This window comes from Microbacterium lacus, assembly GCF_002812805.1.
Taxonomy (GTDB): domain Bacteria; phylum Actinomycetota; class Actinomycetes; order Actinomycetales; family Microbacteriaceae; genus Microbacterium; species Microbacterium lacus_A.
Genome location: NZ_NMUM01000042.1, coordinates 1 through 3,895, shown reverse-complemented (window position 1 = coordinate 3,895; position 3,895 = coordinate 1). Strand labels below are relative to the sequence as shown.

Genomic DNA, 3,895 nt, shown 5'->3' with positions numbered 1-3,895 from the left:
TGTGAGAGTGTCGAGTACCTCCTGGCGGCCTGACTCTTGCTGACGACTGACCTCGAAGTCTGGGTGTCCTTGCTGTTGATCTGTCGTCCGTCAGGAGGCGCATCACCCTCGTGGTGCTGGCCGGGCGGGCGTGACCTCATAGGAGCCTGATCGCAACAGTCCCATCACAGTCCCGTCCACCCGACCGGCCAGTGTCACTCACCCTGTCCTGATCTGGTTGGAGCGAGCACTATGAGCATGCAGCAAGTCCCCTCTCACCGTCGAGTCGTTGTCGGCGTCGACACTCACAAACACGTCCACGTCGCCGTCGCGATCGATGAGCTCGGCGCGGTCCTGGATCGCCGATCTTTCGCGGCGGATTCCGGTGGCTACGGCCAGCTGATCGACTGGGGCGAATCGTTCGGCGGGAAACTCACCTTCGGGATCGAAGGCACCGGTTCCTATGGTGCAGGCCTGGCCGGCGCAGTGCGCCGTCGTGGAATCGGGACGCTGGAGGTGATGAGAACGGACCGTCGCGACAGGCGACTACGAGGCAAGTCCGACACCATCGATGCCGAGAACGCAGCCAGGGCAGTCCTCGCGGGCCTGGCGACGGCCATCCCGAAGTCAGCCGATGGAACAGTGGAGATGATCCGTCAGATCAAGGTCGCCAAGGACGTCGCCGTCAAGGCGAGAACATCCGCGATGATCAGCCTCAAGCAGGTCATCGTGAACGCCCCCGACGATCTGCGTCAGGAGCTGCAACCGCTATCGAAGATGGCGCTCATCCATCGCTGCGCGGCGCTTCGTCCGGGCCAGGTGACCACAATCATCGCGTCGACCAAGCACACGTTACGATCGATCGCCCGTCGCTGGGAAGTACTGGATGCCGAGATCTCCGGGCATGAGAAGCTCCTGGCAGAGCTGACCGCGCAGATCGCTCCCGACCTCGCGAAAGCCTTTGCGGTCGGTCCTGACACCGCGGCCGAGATGCTGATCGTTGCCGGCGACAATCCGGAACGGATCCGTTCGGAGGCCGCGTTCGCCCGGCTCTGCGGTGTCGCCCCGATCCCTGCATCGTCAGGGATGACCACCCGACACCGGCTCAATCGGGGCGGTCACCGGCAAGCAAACGCCGCACTCTACCGTGTCGTCATCGTTCGCATGCAGCACCACGAACCCACTAAGGCCTACGTCGCCCGCCGGATCACCGAAGGAAAGACGAAGTCCGAGATCATCCGGTGTCTGAAACGTCTTCTCGCCCGCGAACTCTGGGCCGCGATGCGCCCCATCCGCGAAGCCCGACCACCCCTCCAAATCGCGGCTTGACAGATATAGGAGCATCAACGCGCTCATGGAATCGTTCTGGTCCACGAGGCAAGGCGAGCTCCTCGAACGGCGCGACTGGGACAGCAGAGCTGAGCTCGCCTTCGCGAACTTCGAATGGATCGAAGGGTCCCACAACCCTCGTCGCCGACGCACATCAGTCGGAAATCTCAGCCCCGTCGAGTTCGAAGCACTTCAGACCGGCAAAGATCTCCCGGCATGATCAATACGATAATCGTGTTCGTTGTGCGACTTCTCTTCGCGAGGAAAGGGACGCCGGGATGGTCCAGAGCCTGTCGAAAGGTGAGCAAAACCGACCCTTCGCATCGGCTCGTCGGCCAGACGCCTCCGACCCGCTCGGGGCTGACCTTCCTGAGCCGAGGCGTTTGCGCGCCTACTATGGTTCTGTGGGGGAGATCGCAACGGCCAGTTCGACGCTCGACCAGACACGACAGCGGCGAACTAATCGCACAGCAGCCTTGCTGGGGTTTCTAGCGATTGCGACGCAAAGATTTGGATTTGGTGGTGACGGCGAGGGGCCAGGGGTTCAGGCCGCTACTATAGTCCTGCTCTTTTCGGTCGCTTGGACGATTTTCGTCTTCCGCGCGAAGCTGCTGGCAGCAAGTGCAGTGCTCTACTGCGCGATCACGGCCAGCGTCTGTGTGTCTGCGATCCTCGCTTTTTCCGAGCGGGCGACAGCGACTATGCCGAGCCTGCTGTTAATGTTGGCGACGTATTCGGTTGTTCTAGTTGCTGGAGCTGGAGTTGTTCACGGCCTCGGGAACCACTTTTTTCGCGGCGCGATAATAGCGATTGGGGTAGGCGCAGTTTTGGCCGTTTTCCAAGAGGTGCTGCAACGTCTAGGCCGCGGATTCTTTGACCCGCTGACCGTCTTTCCACAGCAATTCCTGGTTGGTGGATACAATACTTATTGGGATCTCCGCTATCAGGGTGGCGTTGGTCTTTTCAAGCCGAACGGCATCATATTTCTTGAGCCTGCATTGCTGTCGCTTTATACGTCGATCGGCCTCGTCTACGTTCTTACGCGATTGACTGGCAAGCAGGGCCTACGGGACCGGCGGTCGAACATCTTCTTGCTTGTGGCGATGGCAGGAGGCTTTGCCGTTTCAGCAAGCGCCTCAGGTGTGGCTGGGGTGCGTCTCGTAGCTTGGTGTCAATTCCTGCGGGGTTCTCGTCGTCGTTGACGTAGGAGGGCCATCGTGGGATGACCAGTTGTTTCCGCCAAGAAGCAAAGAAGAGATCCCACGATGACCCAGAATCAGTCTGCCTTGACGACCCTGATCGCAGAAGTCCTCGCCGATCCTGACCTCGCCCATTCCGACGTGTTCCGTCGGATGCTGCAGGCGGGGCTGCAGGACCTTGTTGACGCGGAAGCGACCGCGAAGATCGGCGCGGCCCGTTACGAACGCACGGCGGAGCGCACCACGCGTCGCAACGGTGCTCGCGCGAAGACGCTCGCCACGCCCGCGGGGGAGGTCGACATTCAGATTCCGAAGCTGCGGGAGGGGTCGTTCTTCCCGAGCCTGCTCAGCCCACGCCGCCGTGTCGACAAGGCGCTCTACGCGGTGATCTGCCAGGCCTGGATCGACGGAGTCTCCACCCGCAAGGTCGACCAGCTCGTCCGCGCGCTGGGCAACGACACCGGCATCAGCCGGTCCACCGTCTCCCGCATCTGCTCCGAGATCGATGAGGTGGTGCACGAGTTTCTGCACCGCCGGCTCGATCACACCTGGTTCCCGTACCTGTTCCTGGACGCCACCTACCTCGACGTGCGCCACCGTGGCCGGGTTCTCTCCCAAGCCCTCATCGTCGCGACCGGGGTCAGCGGCGACGGCCGTCGGGAGATCCTCGGGATGGCTCTCGGCGACGCGGAGACGACGGACTTCTGGACCGAGTTCCTCCGCTCCCTCCGCGACCGCGGTCTGAAAGTCTCCACCGACACAGACCCGCTCGGCGTGACCCTCGTCACGTCCGACGCTCACGCCGGCATCAAAGCCGCCGTCAAAGCGATCCTCCCCGGATCGGGCTGGCAGAGATGCCGCGTCCACTTCGCTCGTAACGTCACCCAGAAGCTCGGATCGGCACGCTCCAAGCCCGTCAACGCGCTGATCTCGACGATCTTCGCGCAGACCACCCCCGAGGCCGTGATCGCCCAGTATCACCAGGTCTCCACGTCCCTCCGCGGGTCGTTCCCGGAGATCGCAGACATGCTCAATGCTGCCGAAGCAGACCTCACCGGATTCGCGCCGCTCCCGCGTGAGCATTGGCAGAAGGTCTGGTCCAACAACCCGATCGAGCGCCTCAACCGTGAGATCAAACGCCGCGCCGACGTCGTGCAGATCTTCCCCGACCGCGACTCCGTCACCCGCCTCATCGGCGCCGTCCTGCAGGAGCAGCACGAGGAATGGCAATACGGTGAACGCCGCTACCTCTCCGACATCTCCATGCGCAAACTCGTCCACACACTCCAAGACCACGCCGAGCCTGAGCGCCCCGACCTGTTCCTCACCGCCTGACCCTCACCCATCAAGGAAGCAGCCGGATTGACACCACAACACGGGACTTGACC

The 3,895-nt window shown here is 62.5% G+C and carries 3 protein-coding genes; all 3 read left to right on the top strand.

Annotated features, from left to right (window positions below; all coding sequences use genetic code 11):
- Positions 1-231 precede the first annotated feature (231 nt).
- The 3 genes from CGU34_RS14750 (at position 232) to CGU34_RS14740 (ending at position 3,842) form a co-directional block, all read left to right on the top strand.
- Positions 232-1,308: an IS110 family transposase gene (locus CGU34_RS14750; protein WP_100812876.1), complete on the top strand. Its 1,077-nt coding sequence runs from the start codon at positions 232-234 to the stop codon at positions 1,306-1,308.
- Between the two features lie 404 nt (positions 1,309-1,712).
- Entirely contained in the window at positions 1,713-2,510 is a 798-nt protein-coding gene (locus CGU34_RS17065) for a hypothetical protein (protein ID WP_198517843.1), read from the top strand.
- Positions 2,511-2,573: 63 nt separating this feature from the next.
- Entirely contained in the window at positions 2,574-3,842 is a 1,269-nt protein-coding gene (locus CGU34_RS14740; RefSeq protein ID WP_100809674.1) for an IS256 family transposase, read from the top strand.
- Positions 3,843-3,895: the final 53 nt, after the last annotated feature.

Excerpts from the sequence above, each read along its gene's own strand:
- CGU34_RS14740 (WP_100809674.1), top strand. The coding sequence starts at position 2,574 with ATGACCCAGAATCAGTCTGCCTTGACGACCCTGATCGCAGAAGTCCTC.
- CGU34_RS14750 (WP_100812876.1), top strand. The coding sequence starts at position 232 with ATGAGCATGCAGCAAGTCCCCTCTCACCGTCGAGTCGTTGTCGGCGTC.